Origin of the sequence: Prosthecobacter algae (assembly GCF_039542385.1) — a bacterium.
Classification (GTDB): Bacteria; Verrucomicrobiota; Verrucomicrobiia; order Verrucomicrobiales; family Verrucomicrobiaceae; genus Prosthecobacter; species Prosthecobacter algae.
The window spans coordinates 197,166-215,169 of sequence record NZ_BAABIA010000004.1 but is presented as its reverse complement, the minus strand read 5'-3'; the positions used below and the strand labels follow the sequence as shown (position 1 = coordinate 215,169).

Below are 18,004 nucleotides of genomic sequence, written 5' to 3'. Positions count from 1 at the left end.
AAAATCAGCTCACCTGGAGCACGCCCGAGCTATCTCCCACGCGCTCAGCCCGCACACCCAGGCGGTCCAGCATGGACAGATACAAGTTGGTCATCGGGGTCTCTCCTGGCAGCACAATGCGTTTGCCCGGCGTCCAGGTGCCACCCGCACGGCCTGCAAGCAGGATGGGCAGATTGTCATGATTATGACGGTTGCCATCGCCGATGCCGCCGCCGAAAACGATCATGCTATTGTCCAAAAGATTGCCATCGCCCTCTTTCGTCGCCTTCAGCTTATCCAGGAAGTAGCCAAACTGACGCATGTAAAAGCGGTCAATCTTGGCGATTTTTTCCAGCTTTTGCTCATCGCTCTCATGGTGGGAGAGATAATGGTGGGCATCCGGCACACCGATCTGGGGGAAGCTGCGGTTGCTGCCGTCATGGGCAAGCATGAAGGTGCAGAGACGGGTGGTGTCCGTCTGGAAAGCCAGCGTCAGGAGGTCGAACATCATGTGGATGTGCTCCTCATAGGATTCAGGGATGCCTTCCGGCACTGGGTAATCTTTCGGCAAGCTGGCCGTGAATTTCTCCGCACGTTCGATGCGCAGTTCGATGTCTCGCACACTGCTGTAGTATTCATCCAGCTTGCGTTTGTCATTCCCGTTCACCTTGCCCTGCAGGGACTTCGCCTCGCCCAGCACGGTATCAAGGATGCTCTTCTGCAAGCGCTGGCGGCGGGCACCATCGGCCCCTTTGGCTCCCGAAGCACCATAACCAAAAAGACGTTCAAAGACCAGCCGGGGGTCCATTTCAGGGGCCATCGGCATGGTTTCATTTTTCCAGGCCAGGTTGAACTGGTAGGCGCAGGAGTAGCCGCTGTCGCAGCGGCCGGAGCTGCGCTGACCATCGGTGCTCAGTTCCAGAGACGGGAGGCGCGTCAGGTGGCCGATCTTCTGGGCAGCGATCTGGTCCACCGAAACACCCAACTGGATGTCGGAGCCAGCCGTTTTCTTCGGCATGCAGCCCGTCAGGAAGGTGGAGGTAGCACGTGCATGGTCACCGCCGCCATTGCCATGGGAGCGGGCCTTGTCCTGGGCCAGCCCAGAGACCACCATGAACTCATTGCGATGACGTTCGATTTCCTTCAGCGTCGGGCTCAGCTCGTAGCCAGTGCCTTCGCCCGTAGGAAACCACTCTTTCACGTTCACTCCATTCGGAATGTACAGCCAGGCCGCACGCATGGGAGCTTTGGCTGGTGCCTGCGCCGCAGCAGACGCAAAGGCCTTGCCGCCCAGGGATTCCAGGAAGGGCAAAGACATCATCGTACCCAGTCCGCGGAGGACATGGCGACGGCTCATCTGGTGCGCGGCGGCGGCTGTTTCGTGAAAGGGATTCATGGGGGATTACACTCTATACGTGATACGTCGCTGAAACTTTCCTTGACGCAAATCGCAAAGTTCAGTCCAGGCAGACGAAATTGGTTGAAAATCTGACCCTTCGACGCCCGATTAGCGTACTACCCCCGTTAAACCACAACTCATGAAGAAACTAGCTGCCCTTACCGCCTTCGCCCTGATCTCCTTGAACGTGTCCGCCCAGGAGGCTGAAGTCGCCACCATTGAGCTCAAGCCTCACGCCAGCAATCCCCTGGGTTATGACAAGACCGACCTGACCGTGAAAGCTGGCCAGAAAGTCAAATTGACCCTCAACAACACCGGCAGCGTCGCTCCCCAGCCGCATAACTTCATCCTCGTCAAGCCAGGTAAGGACCAGGCCGTGGGCGCCCAGGCCAACGCCATGATGACCGACCCCCAGGCCATGGCCAAAAGCTATGTGCCCGATGCTTCCAAGGACGACATCCTGGCCAACACCAAGCTGGTCATGCCAAATGGCACGGAGACCATCGAGTTCACCGCCCCTGCCGAAGCTGGCGACTATCCTTACATGTGCACCTTCCCCGGCCACTGGCTGCTGATGAAAGGCGTGATGCACGTCACCAAGTAAGCTTTGATTTTCTCCAAGGGCGGACTCACAAGTCCGCCCTTTCCATTTAGACACCCACCATCCAGCCCACCATGAAACGACTGCTCACCACCCTGGCCCTCCTCACCATCGCCACCTCCGGCCTGCGCGCCGAAGAAGGCAAGGTCTCTGCCGGGAACCTGAACTTCACCCTGCCCTCCAACATGTGGACCTCCGTGCCCACCAGCAGCCCGATGCGCGCAGCCACCCTGCAGATCACCATCGAAGGCACGGACAAACCCCTGGAAGCCGTGTTCTACTACTTCGGCAGCGGCCAGGGAGGCGATACCAAGGCCAACATTGACCGCTGGCTGGGCCAGTTTGAAAGCCCTCCCACCTCCAAGACCGAAGAGCTGGATGCCAATGGTACCAAGGTGAGCCTGGTGACCGCCACCGGCACCTACATGGACGGCGCGATGTTCGGCCCCAAAACCGCCAAGGCTGACTATACCCTCCTGGGTGCCATCATCCCCGGCCCTGACGCTCCCGTCTTCATCAAGCTGACTGGCCCCAAGGACGCCGTCGCCAAGATCACCGAAGACTTCAAAAAGCTCGCCACCAGCCCCTTCCCGGCCAAGTAAGCGCGCAACGTCTAACAATTGATTGCATCACAAAGGCAGGCCGCAAGGCCTGCCTTTTTTCTTGCCCTTTTGGCGTGTCTAACCCGCTGTTGCCTCCCGTCATTACAACCGCTTAGAAGCCTGGGAAATAGGGCGACAAGCCAGAATCGGCAGAAGCCGTGTCGGATCGGCGGGCCGTGCGGCCCAGCTTTCGCAGCAGGTGGCTGCAAGAATCACACACTGTCAGATCTCCGGTCATCTGCACCCGCACGATGCTGCCCTCAATGACCACCATCGCATGCGCAGCCGTTTGCACGGGAACCTCCAGCTCCAAGCGTTGGGCCAGCTCCGCCAGGTAGGTTTGCAGCGCTGCTTTGTGATCCCGGATCACGCCATTGAGACGCTCCTCAGCGGCTGGCGTTTCGGCCTGCGTGTTGATGAAGGCACATCCTCGAAAATTCGGTTCTTCAAACCATTCCCTCAGCACTTCAGCGATCACTTCCAGGCCCGCTCCCGGCTGGGCCAGCCGCTGTTCAACAGCCGCAACAAACCACTTCATCCAGGATTCATGACGCCGCTGTAGATACTCGGCCACCAGGTCATTTTTCGAGGGGAAGTGACGGTAAAATGACATCTTCGCCACCTCAGATTCGGCGATGATTTTATCAATGCCAGTCGCCCTCACTCCATCCTGATAAAACAAGCGCGACGCAGTCAGCACAATGCGCTCCCGGGCACTCAGCGGGACGGTTTTTTTGGCAGGGGCTTTCTTCTTCGAGGCAGGCACGCGCCTAACAAAGCATTGACAAACAGACCTGTCGATCTATTGATGCCGCCACACAATAGACAGACCTGTCTATCTCATTTCAATTCATTCAAAAAACTCCTTCTCATGAGCACCACCCCCAAGCCCCCTCTTGTGCCTCCCTTCACCCATGAAACAGCCACCCTGAAAGTGCGCGCTGCCGAGGATGGCTGGAACTCACGTGATCCCCAGCGAGTCTCCCTCGCTTACACCCCAGACAGCCAATGGCGTAACCGCGCCGAATTTGTTCGCGGGCGGGAGCAGATCGTCGAGTTCCTCACTCGCAAATGGCGCAGGGAGCTGGACTACCGCCTGATCAAGGAGCTGTGGGCCTTTGACGGAGCCCGCATCGCCGTGCGCTTCGCCTATGAATGGCACGATGACTCCGGCCACTGGTATCGCTCCTATGGCAATGAAAACTGGGAGTTCGATGAAGCGGGCCTCATGCATCACCGCTACGCTTGCATCAATGACCTGCCCATCCAGGCCAGCGAGCGGCTCTTCACCTGGGATGCTTCCGGCCCACGTCCTGCAGACTTCCCCAGCCTGTCTGATCTTGGACTGTAAACAGGCAGCAAAAGGGCCAGTCCGGTTAACTCGGACTGGCCCTTTTCGGTTTAAAGATTCGGACGTTACTTGGCTTTCACAAACCCGTCCTTCAGCGCCACTGTGCGGTTAAACACAGGCTTGCCGGGCAGACTGTCTTTGGGGTCGGTGTAGAAGTAGCCCACGCGCTCAAACTGATAGTGCGTGCCGGGTTTGGCCTCGGCCACGGAAGGCTCAAGCTTGGCCGTCACGACCTCCAAGGACTGAGGGCTGATGAGTTGCGTAAAGTCGCCGTCTTCTCCGGCGGCCTCTTCCGGCTGCTCGTCCAAGAAAAGCTTGTCGTAGAGACGCACTTCCACATCCAAGGCATGCGCAGCACTGACCCAATGGATGGTGCCTTTGACCTTCGGCCGCCCCACCGGCTTCACGCCATGACGGGTAGCATCGTCATAGGTGCAGCGAAGCTCGACAATGTTGCCTGCTTCATCCTTGATGACTTCCTGGCAGATGATGCAGAAGGCATACTTCAGACGCACTTCCCCACCCGGCACCAGACGGTGGAAACCCTGGATCGGTGTTTCCATGAAGTCATCGGCATCAATAAACAGTTCACGGCTCAGCGGCACCTGACGTTTGCCGTCGGCTTCGTTTTCCGGATTGTTCACCAGCTCCACATGCTCCACCTGGCCTTCAGGGTAGTTCGTCAGCACCACCTTGATCGGGCGGATCACCCCATACACGCGCTGGGCGTGCTTGTTCAGGTCCTCACGCACACAATGCTCCAGAAGCGTCAGCTCCGTCAGGGAAGGATATTTGGTTAGGCCGATCGTTTTGCAAAATGTCCGGATGGCCGATGGGGTGTAGCCACGGCGGCGGATCCCGCTGATCGTCGGCATGCGCGGATCATCCCAGCCATTGACGAGACCTTCCTTCACCAGACGCAGCAGCTTGCGCTTGCTCATCACTGTGTTGGTCAGGTTCAGGCGGGCAAATTCACGCTGGTAAGGCTGCCCCGGCAGGCCGCTGACATTGGCGATCAACCATTCATACAAGGGGCGATGATGCTCAAACTCCAGGGTGCAAAGACTGTGGGTGATGCCTTCCAGCGCATCGCTCAACGGATGCGCATAGTCATACATCGGGTAGATGCACCAAGCATCGCCAGTGCGGTGATGATGCGCGCGCAGGATGCGGTAGATCGCCGGATCACGCATGTTCATGTTCGGCGATGCCATGTCGATCTTGGCCCGCAAAACCCGGCTGCCTTCTTCAAACTCCCCGGCGCGCATCCGGGCAAAAAGATCCAGATTCTCGGCAGGTGAACGGTCACGATAGGGGCTGGCCGTGCCGGGTGAAGTCAGCGTGCCGCGTGTAGCGCGCATTTCTTCCGGCGTCTGGTCATCCACATAGGCGAGACCTTTTTCGATGAGCTGGACCGCGAAGCCGTAGAGCTTCTCAAAATAGTCGCTAGCGTAGAAAAGATGGTCACCCCAGTCAAAGCCCAGCCATTTCACATCCTCCTGGATGCTGTCCACATACTCCACTTCTTCTTTCGTAGGATTGGTATCGTCAAAGCGCAGGTGGCAGCGCGCCTTGGGGGCGTTTTCCAGGCTGAGGCCGAAGTTCAGGCAGATGCTCTTTGCATGGCCGATGTGCAGATAGCCATTCGGCTCCGGCGGAAAGCGGGTGATGACCCAGCCGTCATTGCGCTGAGCAGCCACATCGGCAGCGATCATTTCGCGGATGAAATCCAGGGAGGCAGGGGCGGCAGCAGGGGCGTCAGACATGGGAGGCGGAGATTTGGGCCGGAAGGCTCAGGAGTCAAGACGACGTACAGCCTGCATCAGGGCTCCAGACGGATTGTACATCTTCTCGGCTCACATGTTTCCTACCAGAAACTTTGCGGGATCAATAGATCAGTTTGGCTGCTCAAGGTTTCGTGGTTGGCACACCCTTTGGTGGAGGTGCCACAGGCACAGTCGGAAGATTCAGAGGCAAATTGATGGGCAGACTTCCTCCAGATGACGGAGGTCTCTGCAGCACAGCCGCGGCGGAGATACCTCCAATCATCTTGTCCTTCTCTAATTTTGCCGCCACCTGGGCCTGCTGCAACTGACGGCAGTGGTTCAACTGAGTCTTGAAATTCGTCACCAGCGGAAAGCTTTCCCCTTTGGACTTGATGAGCGTTTCCAACGTCTCGGTCAGAAGTGCAATGGCTTCCTCCACTTTGTTTGTGGAGGACAGGGCACGGGCGTACGTGGAATGATAATGGAAAAGATCCACATCGTCGGGTTTCAGGTTCTCCCGCACATTCGGCAGCCCTTCCCGCAACATCGCCTCAGCCTCCACAGCGCGGTTCTGCCTCAGCAGATTGGCACCGAGCGAACGAAAAGCAATCATCGTCTCCGGATGGGTTTTCCCGCGAATCCGCAGCCTGATGTCATAAATGATCCTGTATTGTTTTTCCGCCTCTTCGTACCGAAGAAGCGATTCCAGCCTCAGGGCAATGTTAAACCTCACCGTCACTGTCTCGATGCCTTTCGGCCCGTGGATTTTCAAAAGGTCCTGAAGGATGTCCTGATACTGCTGCAAAACCACCTCAGGATCATTTTCCTTAATCATCAGGGCGGTCAAATTGTTGGAGGCAGCCCGAGTCAGGTCATGGTTGGGACCCAGGAGGCGCAGGCGTGCTAAATGGGTGATCAAATATTGCTTTTCGGCGAGTTCGAACTTATTTTGCTTTTCATAAGCAATTCCCAGATTGTTGCGAGTTACCAACGTATCCAAATGATCATGCTGCAGGTTCTTTAATTGCCATACCAGCACCTTTTTGAATACCGCCTCTGCTTTGTCGGGCTGGTTCATTTCATTGTAGCACACACCTAGGTCATTGTAGGTCTTCCAGGATTCCTGGTCATTCACTCCCAGCACCTTTTGCTCTTCCTCATATAGCACCTGAAACTGGGTGGCGGCCTCGGCAAAACGCCCCGTGCTGTAGTAGAGAGAGGCCAGCTTCCGACGGCCCATCAGGCAATGATAATGATCCGGCCCCAGATACAGCCGGATATATTCTAACAAAGAGCGTATCTCTTTCTCGGCATCGCTGAATTTCTTCCCTTCCACCACGATGTCCACCAGGCGAAACCGCGTGCGCATCACATCCTCATGGGTCTTTCCCAGGGTGCTCCGCTGGGATTCCAAAACTTGCCTCAGTAAAGCCTCGGCTTCATCACAGCGCTTTGAGCTTTCCAGCACAGAGGCCAAGTTTTTCCGCACCGAGATCAGCGCGGCGGAGTTCGCATCCTCCTTCTCTTCCAAACTCTGGAGCATCTTGCGATACTCGGCTTCCGCCGCCGCATCCTGGCGCTGATCGTACAAGGCTGCTGCCAGCTCGTTGTGATAGCGCAGCGTTTCCAGGTGCCCAGGCCCCAGGGTCAGACGATAACGTTCCATGACCTCCCGCAGGGTCTTTAACTGGGCCGGATAGTCGGCCAGCAAAAAATGGGTGTAGGCAAGAGCCGTCTGGATCTGGGTCCAGGCTCCCAGATCGGTTTCGGAATCCGTTTCCAAAGATGCCACCGTGAAGTACTGTTTGGCATCGACATACTTCTGCTGTTCCAGGGCAGCATAACCCGCCAGTTCCAGGGCAGCCGCCACATTTGCCGAGATGCGAGGTTTGGCATGGTGTGCTTCTTCTCCTGCAATCAGCGCCACATCCACCACCTCACTATAGCGCTGGATCATGAAGTAAAAGCGGGCCAGTTCCGTGCCCGTCAGGTCTTTTTTCAGAAGACGGCCCAGCACATAGCTCCTCATCGCCTCATACAGTCCTTCAGTTGGCAGATTAAACCGTTCAAAAAGCGGTTTGGCGGCCTCCACATAGCGGTACCTCTGTCCATCCTCGGTGGACTCAGGCGGACGGAAAGCAAGAGCGCGTGGAAACTCGCGGATCAAGGCCGCCACTTTGGACTCCAGCCCCTTGAAGGCCGAATTGCCGGGTCGCTTTTGCACATCGGCCGCCTGGCTTTTTACCGGAACGGTGCTGACCATCAAGGCTGATCCGCAGAGGCTTGCGCAGCCTTTGGAAAATCGTAGCAACCGTTTCATTGAAACCACACGCGAAAGACGGATCCGGCTACTTTTTAAAATAGGCACGCTGTTTCTCGCTGATGGGCAGCCCGGTTTTCTCCATCACCTGCAGCATGTCTTCCCACACCTGGCGTTTGGCCACGCGACCACCATCGGCCATCTTTTCTTCCCGCAGGATGTAGCTGGGGTGAAAGGTCACCATCGTCGGCAAGCCCTGCACTTGATAAAACTGGCCACGCAGCTTGCTCACCGGCCCGCTCAGGCCCAGGCCCTCAGCCGCAGTTTTGCCCAGTGCCACCAGGATCTTGGGCTGGATGATGGCGATCTCCGTGTAGATGTAGGGCAGGCAGGTCTGCATTTCCACAGGCGTCGGCGGGCGGTTGGACCAGCCCTGATTTTCCATGGCCGGGCGAAATTTGCAGATGTTGCTGATGTACACCTCGCTGCGGTCCAGCCCCATCGCCTTGATGATGCCCGTGAGCTTTTGCCCGGCGGGCCCCACAAAGGGTTCCTGCTGGCGCTCCTCTTCAGAGCCCGGCGCTTCACCGATGAACATGATTTCCGCATCAGGACTGCCCACAGCAAAGACCATCGTCTCGCGCAGGGTGCCCAGAGCACGCGCCTCAGGCGACTGCTCGGCGATCTGGGCCAGAGCCGCCAGCTTTTCAGCCTTGGTCGCACCGGGGACTTCGATCAAAGCAGGCGCTGTCGCAGATGCCTTCGCCGCCACCCGGGCCGGAGGCTGCACCGGAGCCGATGCCACCGCAGGAGCCACGAAGGCTTCGCGTAGCAAGGACGCTGGAGCCGCCCGCTCCTCAGAGAAAGATTCCGCCACCCGTCTCCCTTCAGGTGCGCGTTGAGGAGCCACCGCTGGGCGGGCACTGCGGCCCGTCATTTTGTCCAGCACGCCTGGGCGCAGGCCCACATGGGTCTGCCCGGCCACCTGGCGCTGTTCCAGGTATTGTTTGAGAAGTCCGGCGGCGACTGGCTGAGGCATAAAAAGGAGGGTGACTGAGCTAACACACACTGACGCAGGACACGATCACTTTTTGCGGCCCGCCTTCGGCTCCGTGCCCGCCAGGATGCGACCAATGTTCGCCCGATGCCGGACAATCACCAGCACCATGATCAGCACGCCAAAACCCAGCATCACCGCATCCCATCGTCCATCGCGGGCCATCACCGCCACCATCGTCGCCACCACGCCCACGCCCGCCATCATGGAGGCCAGGGAAACATAACGGGTGGTAAAAAAGAACAGCAGCCACACCACTAGACCGCCCAGCATGGCCAGCGGAGCAATGCCCAGGAGCACCCCCGCCGTTGTCGCCACGCCCTTGCCGCCTTTAAAGCCGAGCCAAAAGGTAAACATGTGCCCCAGCACCGCCGAAAGGCCCGCCACCACGGCCCCAGCAGAGACGATCTCCGTGGCCGCCCCCTGCTTGGCCAAAAAAGAAGCCGCCAGCCACACCGGCAACCAGCCTTTGAGCGCATCCAGAATGAACACCGGAATGCCGATCCCCTTCCCGAGCACCCGGATCACATTGGTCGCGCCGATGTTGCCGCTGCCATGCTGACGGATGTCCATGCCCTTCAACTTGCCGGCCCAATAGCCAAACGGCATCGCACCACTGAGGTAGCCGACGACTGCGGAGATCAAAATTGCCACTGCGGGATTCATTGTCCCGTATGTATCCCCAGCCTGCGCCTCCGCGCCAAGTGAAAAGAAGGCCAGCCTTCAGTCTCTTCCCTCCAGACCATTCCCGCCCGGAAGACCCGGCAACTATTTTCCAGCGCTCCCCATTTTTCTGCTCAAAATTGGTATTTTAGCGCGATTCTATGGGCCGCCTTTCTCACTCATGCTCCGCACCGCCCTTCTTGCCCTGTTTGCCATCGCCCTGGTCACTGCCACCCACGCGGCAGAGACCAAGCCCCTCAAGGCCCTCCTCATCGCCGGTGGCTGCTGCCACGACTACGCCAAGCAGCACGAGATCCTCAGCAAAGGCATCCAGTCCCGCGCCAATGTGCAGGTGGACGTGGTGTGGACCGATGACAAATCCACCAATCCGCCCCTGCCTCTCTACGACAATCCCGACTGGGCCAAGGGCTACGACATCATCATCCACGACGAATGCGCCGCCGGCCTGAAGGACATCGGTACCATCAAGCGCATCCTGGATGTTCATAAAACCATCCCCGCCGTGCATCTGCATTGTGCCATGCACAGCTTCCGCCCCGGCAATGACTCCTGGTACAAGCACCTGGGCATTCAGTCGAATTCCCACGGCCCGCAGGAGCCCATCGCCATTACCTATGTAGACAAGGACCACCCCATCACCAAGCCCCTGGCTGACTGGACCACGATCAAGGAAGAGCTCTACAACAACGTCAACATCTTCGATGCCCATCCCCTGGCCATGGGTAAGCAGACCGTCAAGCAGAAGGACGGCACCACCAAGGACGTCGAATACATCGTCGCCTGGACCAACGAAAAGCAGGGAGCTCGTAGCCTCAGCACCACCATCGGGCACAACAACGACACTGTCGCCGACTCCCGTTACCTCGATCTCCTCACACGCGGCCTCCTCTGGGCCTGCGACAAGCTGACCCCTGATTACCAGACCGCCTTCAAAGGCGAAAACAAGGTCACCTTTGTCAAAGGCAACCCCGAGCCGCCCAAGGCTCAGCCCAAACCCGCCGCTGCCACACCACCGCCCGCAGCCAAGGACGCCACACTCGTCACGGTCACCGCCAGCAGCGAAGAAAGCGGCAAGAACAACTTCACCTGGCGCGCCGTGGATGGCGATGAAGCCACCCGCTGGTGCGCCAACAGCGGTGAATATCCTCAGTGGTTTCAGCTCGAGTTTGAAAAACCCCAATCCCTCACCGGCATAACCACCACCTGGGAAAACAACGGCGTCTATCGCTACAAGATCGAAGCCTCCACCGATGGCAAAGCCTGGAACGTCCTCGCCGATGCCTCCACGAACACCAAAGGTGCTCCATACACCAACGACTTTGCCAAAACGGATAACCTGAAGTTCGTCAAAATCCACGTGCTTGGCAAAAACGGCGGCGGCTGGGCCAGCATCCGCGAAGTGAAGCTCAAAGGCGACGGCATCAAATCCCTCGCATCCAAGATGAACGCCCAGCAGCAGGCCACAGCAGCGAAGGTGGTGAAAGAAGAGTCCGACCCCTACAAAAACGAAGGCAACATCGCCCCTTCCATCGTCAAGCTCACCGCTGCTCAGGAGGCTGAAATCCTCAAGGACGTCAAAGTGGCCGAAGGTTTTGAAGCGACCCTCTTCGCCAACTCCGCCGCCGCCAACTACCCCGTCTATGTCGCCGCCGCACCCGATGGCACACTCTACGTCAGCAGCGATGGCAACGGCTCCCTGGGCCGCCAGCCCAAGCGGGGCCGCATCATCCGCCTGCGCGATCTCGATGGCGATGGCAAGGCCGATGAAACCAAGGTCTTCTGCGAAGTGGACAGTCCTCGCGGCCTCGTTTGGGATCACGACCGCCTCTATCTGGTGCACCCGCCGCACCTCAGCGAATTCATCGATGCCGATGGCGACGGCGTCGCCGAAAAACAAAACATCCTCGTCAAAGACATCGCCTTTGGTTTCAAGGACCGCCCTGCCGACCACACCACCAACGGCCTCAGCCTGGGCATCGATGGCTGGCTCTACATCGCCGGCGGCGACTTCGGATTCATGAAGGCCACGGGCTACGATGGCAAAACGCTGCAGCATCGCGGTGGCGGCGTCATCCGAGTTCGCCCTGACGGCACCGGCCTGGAGATCTACTCCACCGGCACCCGCAACATCCTGGAGGTGGCCATCAGTCCGCTCATGGACATCTTTGCCCGTGACAACACCAACGACGGCGGCGGCTGGAACGTCCGCTTCCACCACTTCACCGGCCTGGACGACCACGGCTACCCCCGCCTCTACAAGAACTTCAACGACGAGTGCATCCAACCCCTCGCCGACTACGGCGGCGGCTCCGGTTGCGGTGCCGTTTACATTGACGAACCCGGCTTCGGCGAAGCCTGGAACAACGCCCCGTTCACCGCCGACTGGGGCACCGGCGCCATTTACAAACATTCAGTTAAACCCAAAGGCGCCACCTTCGAGGAAACCGCCAAGCCCGAGCCCTTCATTAAAATGACCCGCCCCACCGATGCCGACGTGGACGGCTTCAGCCGCGTCTATGCCTCCAGTTGGAAAGGCGCCACCTTCAACTGGGTCGGACCCGATGTGGGGTATATCGTGCAGGTGAAACCAAAGGGCTTCAAACCAGAGCCTATGCCAAATTTCGCCAAGCTTGGAGACAAGGAACTTGTTCTCATGCTCGATCTATCCAAACCAGAGAGTTATCGCCGCCGCATCGAAGCTCAGCGTGAACTGCTTCGCCGCGGAAGCAAGATGAGCGAAGTCTATCAACAACAGTTCGCTGATAAACGAACTCCCGAACGTAACCTGATTGATCAAATTCGAGGAATGGTTCCAGCCACTGAAGAATCTGAAATTGAGAGCTATGTCAATCATCAGGATCCTGTCGTTGCTCACACAGCCATTCGTGCATTGGCGGCCCGCAACAAACCCGCAGAAATCATATTTGCCCTTTCTACGGTGCTGAGCCATCAGCAAGATGATAATACGTATTCTTGGGCAGAAGGTATTTTTAAAGCTCTTGCACAAATTCATTCGCCAGTAGTGGTCGAGGCTCTGATTGATGGTCTCAATGCTCAGATAAATTCGCGTATGCGCCAGGGCATCCTCGCTGCGCTCTGCCGCCTGCATTTCCATGAAGGCGAATGGAAAGGCGACTCCTGGGGCACACGCCCAGACACACGCGGGCCTTATTACCAGCCGGAGCCTTGGAGTGAAACGCCGAAGATCGCCGAAGCCCTCAAGACCGCCCTCGCAAAGGCCAGCCCCGAAGAGGCCGCCTTCTTGGTGAAGGAAATGAACCGCAACCGCATCCAGTCCAACGTTGCCCTCCAGCGCATCCTCACCCTGGCCAAACAAGACCCCAAAGTCATCCCCGATGCCGTCGCCCAGCTCGCCGTTGCCGAGACCATTCCCGCCGATGCCATCCCGATGTTGGTGAAGGTTCTGGCTGAGGCCGCCCAAGCCCCCGGCCATACCACTGCCACCCTCTCCCAGGCCATCATCGCCCTCACCAAAACCGACAGCGCCGATGGCGTTAGCGCCACCCTGGCGGTCCTGTCCCCCATGCAGAAGATGCCAGAGTACTTCAAGGATTTCGAAGCCGCCTCAGCCGCCTTCTTCGCTTCGCCGAAACTGGAAAACCATCACCTGCTCATCGAACAGATCGCCGAGAAACTCGACGGCCCAACTTCCCGTTATGCCGATGCCGCCCTGCTGAACCTCGCCGCACGCACCACCGGCAGCCCTGAGTCCCGCGAGCTTTCCCAAAAAGCCCTCGACCACGGCTGGCAGGAGGCCAAACGCCGCGCCCAGATCCTAGATGCCATCTCCGCCATCAAGCACATGGCCTCCGCGCCGAAAGTGCTCGCTGCCACGGACGATCCAGATCCCAAAGTCAAAGACGCCGCCAACCGCGCCATGAAGGCCATGCGGCTGACCAAGGTGGAAGACAAGACCCCGAAGCTCGCCACCCTGAAGCCCGAAGAAGTCATCGCCATCGTCCTCAAGACCAAGGGTGATCTCGCCCTGGGCGAGCAGATCTTCACACGCGCCACCTGCATCGCCTGCCACACCACCAAGGAATCTGAAGCGCAGAAAGGCCCCTACCTCGGCAACATCGCCCAGACCTACAAGCGCCCGGAACTCGCCCAAAACATCCTGGACCCAAACAAGACCATCGCCCAGGGTTTCGCCAGCGAACTCATCACCATGAAGGACGGCGCTCAGCAGATGGGCTTCATCACGCTAGAGGGAGCCAGCGAAGTGAAGCTGCGCAACATCGCCGCCCAGGAGTTCACGTTCAAAACGACCGACATCAAAGAGCGCCAAAAGCTCCCCATGTCCATGATGCCTCCCGGCCTCATGATGAACTTCACCGTCCGCGAATTCGCTTCCCTTCTCGACTACCTCGAAGCCCTCGCGAAAAAGTAAGCGGTCCAAAGCTAGTAGCCGTTTGCCTCATTCATCCTTGGATGATCAGGCCCTGTGCCGCAGAGTGCCACAGCCTAACCACAAAGCTTAGAGCCAAAATCCAGTGTGCCGCAGAGCGGCACTCGTCTCTTAGCCCGGCCTTTCAAGGCCGGGAAAAACGGCTTCGTGTTTCCTCGTAACGAAGCGTCGCAGAGCGACGCCCGAACCGGCCGCAGCTATCATTCAGTCCTAGGCTTCAAGGCCGACCTCGCTGCCCCGCCTAACCAAAAACATGTTCACTTCCTCCACTCCGCCAGCACCTGGGGCAACAACTTGTGCTCCTGCTCCTTGATGCGCGCATGCAGCTTCTCCGGCGTATCTCCAGGCAGGACCGGCACCGTCGCCTGGGCCAGGATGCGTCCCGCATCAATCTCCGCCGTCACCAGGTGCACCGTGCAGCCCGTCTCCGCATCCCCGGCTTCGATGGCCAGTTGAGGGGCATTCGCACCCTTGTGCTTGGGCAGCAAGGATGGGTGGACGTTCACGATGCGATCCGCATACAGGCTCAGCGTTGGCTCCTTGAGAATGCGCATGAAACCGATGAGCACCACCACGTCCACCTGGGCACGCTGCAGATGCTCCGCGATCTCCTTTTGCGCCGCATCGCCAAACCGGCGCGGATTCGGCCCACCGTCCACATGGATGGCGGGCACCCCTGCTTCACGGGCAGTGTGAAGGAACTTAGAATCCGCCTGATCTGAAAGCGCCACGCTGATGTCCGCCTGCAAAGTCCCGGCCGTGATGGCTGCCAGGATGGCACGCAGATTGGACCCCTCGCCAGAGCCCAGCACGCCGATGCGCAGGCGGCTTCCCGCCCCTTCACAGCTCATGCGCTGCACTGTGCGGGTGGTCGAGCGTCCCGGCACCAGCGGCAGGATGCGGATGGCCGTCCCGGCCGCGTCCAGCGCGGCCCGTTCCTCGGGGTTCAGCGAGTCCACCGTGTAGTCACCTCCCTTCGCATAAATGTGCGGCTGGATGGTCTCAATGAGGGCCGTGGCCCGCTTGTCGCCGAAGATCACCACGGCATCCACCGCGCGCAGGGCCGCCATGACTTCGGCGCGGTCGTTTTCACTGTTGATCGGGCGCGTAGGCCCCTTCAGTTCACGCACAGATTCATCCGAATTCAGCGCCACCACCATCGCATCTCCCAGCGCCCGCGCCTCGTTCAGATAGCGCACATGCCCGGCATGCAGGAGATCAAAGCAGCCGTTGGTGAAGACCAGCTTCTTGCCCTGGGCATGCAGTTCATCCCGCAGGTAGCGGACCTGGGCGGCAGTCATGGGGGAAAAGTCGTCGGCGTGCATGGAAGGCTGTTTCTATGATACGCACAAGCCCTGGGGACAAGGAAAAGTCGAGTGTACTCCTGGCCCGACCTCGGCGGTGAGTTCCCATTCCGGGCATGGCCTTGACACAGGGCCCTCGTTCAGGCATCATTCTGGCTGACATGCGTCTTCGCCTTTCCATCTCCATGCCGATCCTCCCGATCATTATTGGCGCCCCTTCAGGGCAGGAATAGACGTGCGCAAACTTCATCAAACGCCCTTCTCTCCTTCACCCTGAGTCTCGCCACTCAGGGTTTTTTGTTTTCTCCCTTCTCATGAACGCCCCTACCGATCATTCCGTCCCGCTTTCAGACATCATGGCGGCACGTCTCCGCCTGAATGGGGCGGTCACCCGCACCCCTTGCGTGGAATCCGCCGCACTCAGCGAACTGACCGGGGCACGCATCTTCTGCAAGCAGGAGCACCTGCAGCGCACGGGCAGCTTTAAGGAACGCGGCGCACGCAATGCCCTCTCCCAACTCAGCCCGGAACAGGCAACCCGCGGAGTCATCGCCGCCTCCGCAGGCAATCACGCCCTGGGCCTTTCCTGGCACGGACGGGCGCTGGGCATCCCCGTCACCGTCGTCATGCCCCGTTTCGCCCCCTTGGTGAAACTGGCCCGATGCCGCCAGTTCGGGGCTACGGTGGTGCTGCATGGAGATACCTTTGATGAAGCACGCCAGGAGGCCGACCGCCTCTCTGCCGAGCGTCAGCTCACCTACATCCATCCCTTTGATGATCCCCAGGTCATCGCCGGCCAGGGCACCATGGCCTTTGAAATTCTTGAGCAGGTGCCCGATGCCGAGGCCATCATCGTGCCTGTGGGCGGCGGCGGCCTGCTGGCGGGCGTGGCCACCGTGCTCCGCGCCTTGAAACCGGATCTCCAGATCATCGGGGTGGAACCTGCCAATGCCGCCTGCTTTGCCGCAGGTCTGGCCTCCGATGCGCCCGTACGCATCACCACCCGCTACACCCTGGCCGATGGCCTGGCAGTGGCGGAGGCCGGGCAGCATACCCTGGCCATCGCCCGCCCGTTGGTGGATCGCATGGTGATGATCGGCGAAGAGGAGCTGGCCCTGGCCATGCTGCGGCTCGCCGAATTGGACAAATGCGTTATCGAGGGTGCCGGGGCCGCAGGTCTGGCCGCCTTCCTCGGCGGGCATCTCCCAGACCTCGTCGGCCGCCGGGTCGTCCTCCTGCTCACGGGTGGAAACATCGATCCCCTCGCCCACAGCCGGGTCATCGAACGTGGCCTCGCGGCTGATGGCCGCATCTATCGGTTTGACGTCCTCATCAGCGACCGCCCCGGCGGCCTCGCCCACCTTTCAGCCGTGCTCGCCGCAGCCGGGGCCAATGTCACCGAGATCGTCCATAACCGGACCTTCTCCGGCCCGGATCTCTCCCGCGTCCATGTCCTCTGCACTGTGGAAACGCGGGACCGCGCCCACATTGCCGAAGTGCAGCAACGCCTCGCCGAAAACGGTGTGGAAATTGCCGCCCCTGGCCGGTCCATGCTGCCCGCTTGACGCCTCTTTAAAAAACCGCCACCCCCTCGGCCCGCATCTGGTGGAACCATTCCACATAGCTCGGCACGCCCTGGGCAATGGTCGTCGTCGGCTTGAAGTTCAGCAGTTGCCGGGCCTTGCTCACATCGGCCGAGGTCAGCGGCACATCCCCCGGCTGCTCCGGCAGTTGGTTGATGATCGCCTTCTTGCCCACGGCTTCTTCGATGGTGAGGATGAGATCGTTCAGCGTGACCGTCTGCGAGCCGCCGAGATTAAAGATGTCGCAAATCGGCCCCGTGCGGTAGTTCAGCGCGCCGAGAATGCCGTCCACAATGTCATGGATGAAGGTGTAATCACGGGCCGTGTGCCCCGTGCCAAACTTGTCGATAGGCTTCCCATCTTCGATCAGACGGGTGAATTTCGAGATGGCCAGGTCCGGCCTCTGGCGCGGTCCATAAACGGTAAAGAAACGCAGGCACACCGTCTTGATGCCATACAGATGACTGTAGTTGGAGCACATCTGTTCGCCAGCCATCTTCGTCATCGCATACGGGCTGATGGTCTGCAAAATCGGGTCTTCCTCACTGAACGGCACCTTTTTGTTCACCCCATAGACCGAGGAGCTGCTGGCAAAGACAAAGTGCTGGCATCCCGTCCGGCGGGCGGCTTCCAGCAGGTTGAAGGTCCCCTTGATGTTCGTGTCAATGTAGAGCTCCGGCTGCTCAATCGAAGGCCGCACCCCGGCTCGCGCAGCGAGGTGGATGACGGCATCGAACTTCCCTTGTTCAAAGATCCGCTGGATGAAGGACGCATCCGTCAGCTCTCCCTCATGCACCGTCACCTTGCCGGCAAAGGCACGCACGTTGCTGCGTTTGATCGCCGGATTGTAATAGTCGTTAAAACTGTCCAGAATGCTCACCTCATGGGTTCCGTCCTGCAGCAGACGTTCGACGGTGTGGGAGCCAATGAATCCGGCGCCGCCGGTGACGAGAATCTTCATGGATGGTTAGAATAGCCATACTGTCCGA

13 protein-coding genes are annotated in these 18,004 nt (G+C 59.2%); 5 read left to right on the top strand and 8 right to left on the bottom strand.

From position 1 onward, the window contains the following. Positions 1 to 4: 4 nt before the first annotated feature. Positions 5 to 1,375, bottom strand: coding sequence for a DUF1552 domain-containing protein (locus ABEB25_RS10850; RefSeq protein ID WP_345736426.1), 1,371 nt, complete (start codon positions 1,373 to 1,375; stop codon positions 5 to 7). A gap of 142 nt (positions 1,376 to 1,517) precedes the next feature. Here ABEB25_RS10850 and ABEB25_RS10845 point away from each other — a divergent pair, with 142 nt between their 5' ends. Beyond that, complete coding sequence (locus ABEB25_RS10845; protein WP_345736425.1) at positions 1,518 to 1,982, top strand: plastocyanin/azurin family copper-binding protein; 465 nt, start codon at positions 1,518 to 1,520, stop codon at positions 1,980 to 1,982. Between the two features lie 71 nt (positions 1,983 to 2,053). Further along, entirely contained in the window at positions 2,054 to 2,581 is a 528-nt protein-coding gene (locus tag ABEB25_RS10840; protein ID WP_345736424.1) for a hypothetical protein, read from the top strand. 112 nt (positions 2,582 to 2,693) lie between these two features. Here the strand turns inward: ABEB25_RS10840 and ABEB25_RS10835 are convergent, their stop codons facing one another. Next, positions 2,694 to 3,347, bottom strand: a complete 654-nt coding sequence (locus tag ABEB25_RS10835) for a TetR/AcrR family transcriptional regulator (protein ID WP_345736423.1) — start codon at positions 3,345 to 3,347, stop codon at positions 2,694 to 2,696. A 105-nt stretch (positions 3,348 to 3,452) separates the two neighbouring features. Here ABEB25_RS10835 and ABEB25_RS10830 point away from each other — a divergent pair, with 105 nt between their 5' ends. Next, entirely contained in the window at positions 3,453 to 3,932 is a 480-nt protein-coding gene (locus tag ABEB25_RS10830; RefSeq protein ID WP_345736422.1) for a nuclear transport factor 2 family protein, read from the top strand. A gap of 65 nt (positions 3,933 to 3,997) precedes the next feature. Here the strand turns inward: ABEB25_RS10830 and ABEB25_RS10825 are convergent, their stop codons facing one another. The 4 genes from ABEB25_RS10825 to plsY all read right to left on the bottom strand — a co-directional run bounded on the left by ABEB25_RS10825 (position 3,998) and on the right by plsY (position 9,681). Further along, positions 3,998 to 5,698 carry a glutamine--tRNA ligase/YqeY domain fusion protein gene (locus tag ABEB25_RS10825; RefSeq protein WP_345736421.1) on the bottom strand — a complete coding sequence of 567 codons (1,701 nt, stop codon included), beginning with the start codon at positions 5,696 to 5,698 and terminating at the stop codon, positions 3,998 to 4,000. A gap of 142 nt (positions 5,699 to 5,840) precedes the next feature. Beyond that, positions 5,841 to 7,961 carry a tetratricopeptide repeat protein gene (locus ABEB25_RS10820; RefSeq protein ID WP_345736420.1) on the bottom strand — a complete coding sequence of 707 codons (2,121 nt, stop codon included), beginning with the start codon at positions 7,959 to 7,961 and terminating at the stop codon, positions 5,841 to 5,843. A gap of 85 nt (positions 7,962 to 8,046) precedes the next feature. Then, positions 8,047 to 8,997 (bottom strand): uracil-DNA glycosylase, encoded by a 951-nt coding sequence (locus tag ABEB25_RS10815; protein WP_345736419.1) that lies wholly within the window; start codon positions 8,995 to 8,997, stop codon positions 8,047 to 8,049. Between the two features lie 45 nt (positions 8,998 to 9,042). Next, entirely contained in the window at positions 9,043 to 9,681 is a 639-nt protein-coding gene (gene plsY / locus ABEB25_RS10810; RefSeq protein ID WP_345736418.1) for a glycerol-3-phosphate 1-O-acyltransferase PlsY, read from the bottom strand. 178 nt (positions 9,682 to 9,859) lie between these two features. Between plsY and ABEB25_RS10805 the strand changes: the two genes are divergently transcribed. Beyond that, positions 9,860 to 14,110 (top strand): DUF7133 domain-containing protein, encoded by a 4,251-nt coding sequence (locus ABEB25_RS10805; protein ID WP_345736417.1) that lies wholly within the window; start codon positions 9,860 to 9,862, stop codon positions 14,108 to 14,110. 275 nt (positions 14,111 to 14,385) lie between these two features. Here ABEB25_RS10805 and purN read toward each other — a convergent pair whose 3' ends face one another. Further along, on the bottom strand, positions 14,386 to 15,429 hold the full coding sequence (gene purN / locus ABEB25_RS10800) for a phosphoribosylglycinamide formyltransferase (protein WP_345736416.1): 1,044 nt from the start codon (positions 15,427 to 15,429) through the stop codon (positions 14,386 to 14,388). A gap of 317 nt (positions 15,430 to 15,746) precedes the next feature. On the opposite strand from purN, the gene ilvA reads away from it, so the two are divergent. After that, a complete protein-coding gene (gene ilvA, locus ABEB25_RS10795) occupies positions 15,747 to 16,997 on the top strand; it encodes a threonine ammonia-lyase (protein ID WP_345736415.1) in 1,251 nt (416 codons plus the stop codon). Positions 16,998 to 17,004: 7 nt separating this feature from the next. Here the strand turns inward: ilvA and ABEB25_RS10790 are convergent, their stop codons facing one another. Continuing rightward, positions 17,005 to 17,976 carry an SDR family NAD(P)-dependent oxidoreductase gene (locus tag ABEB25_RS10790; RefSeq protein ID WP_345736413.1) on the bottom strand — a complete coding sequence of 324 codons (972 nt, stop codon included), beginning with the start codon at positions 17,974 to 17,976 and terminating at the stop codon, positions 17,005 to 17,007. Between the last annotated feature and the right edge of the window lie 28 nt (positions 17,977 to 18,004).